Consider the following 1185-nt stretch of genomic DNA (forward strand, 5'->3'; position numbering starts at 1 on the left):
TGATCTGCTACCACTTTCGTGGACACTTCAGGCACACGCCCTTGAATAATTTTCAGGGCTTTCATACCCGATTCCAGAGTGAAGTCTCTCACGGTTATAAAACTCGATAAACTCCACCACTCTTGCAACAGCTTCTATATCACTTTCAAACTTCTGCTGATGAACCAGCTCAGTTTTGAGAGTATGAAAGAAGGATTCAACGATTGCATTATCCAATGGCGTCGCCTTCCGACTCATACTTCGTCGCATATTCGCAGACTCAACTAAATCTCGATATTCGTGAGCTGCATATTCAATACCCTGGTCCGAATGAAAGATACATCCAACGGATGGTCTTTCACGCGATAGAGCCATTCTCAAAGCGCTTTTCGTAAGCTCACTGTTCCGCTTACGACTGAATGACCAGCCTAACACTCGTCGACTAAAGAGGTCGACAACGATAGCGTGATAGAGCCATCCAGAGCCTGTGCGGATATAAGTGAAGTCTCCTGCCCAGTGTTGCCCCTCAGCCGATGCACGAGCGTCTTCAGACAATAGGTTACCCGTTGAACTATAGAACTCATGCCGTCCCGGATTCCACGTGTAAAGCCCTTTACTGGAAGCCTCTACACCCACTTCTTTCATCAGGCGTGTCACTCTTCGGACACTACAATCAAAGCCATTACGACGTAATTGCTGGTGTATCCGACGGGCTCCGTAAGCTCTTCTGAAGCCTTGATGCAGCTCTACAATGGCTTCTTTCAGCTCACCATCGTATCGCTGCCGATCACTCTCGCCGCGGGAGCGCCAGGCGTAAAATCCGCTTCTGGAAACGCCAAGCAACTTACATAACTGCCGAACATCACGTCCTTTACGGTTCTTCTCAACAAGCTCGTATAAATCTATTTTTTTCGCTGGAAGAACCGTTCGGCCTTTTTTAGAAGTTCGATCTCATCATTACGATTCTCAAGCTCACGTTCGAGCTTCTTGATGCGCTTTTCCGCTGCAGCCAGCTTCTCTTCAGCCTCTTTCACAGGATCAGTACGATCAGCGCGGCGTTTAGGCGATGGAGCTTCTTTTTTCATGTGCTTATTTTCTTTAAGTTCACCGCGGCGATGTTCCATTTGCCAACGGTAAAGCATCACTGGATGTATGCCTAAAGACTCAGCGACATCCTTCGATCTAACTTCAGGGTGATTCGCTAAC

Annotated in this window: 2 protein-coding genes; both read right to left on the minus strand. The window is 47.7% G+C overall.

Annotation, left to right across the window (positions count from 1 at the left end; translation table 11 throughout):
- Positions 1-27: 27 nt before the first annotated feature.
- Positions 28-885 carry an IS3 family transposase gene (locus tag B2067_RS00885; RefSeq protein WP_301387198.1) on the minus strand — a complete coding sequence of 286 codons (858 nt, stop codon included), beginning with the start codon at positions 883-885 and terminating at the stop codon, positions 28-30.
- Positions 882-1185: transposase (locus tag B2067_RS00890; RefSeq protein WP_301387195.1), on the minus strand; the 304-nt coding region annotated here is incomplete at its 5' end. The genes B2067_RS00885 and B2067_RS00890, both read right to left, overlap by 4 nt.

The sequence above is a fragment of the Thalassolituus sp. UBA2590 genome, from assembly GCF_002339775.1.
In the GTDB taxonomy this organism is placed as follows: Bacteria; Pseudomonadota; Gammaproteobacteria; order Pseudomonadales; family Oceanobacteraceae; genus Thalassolituus.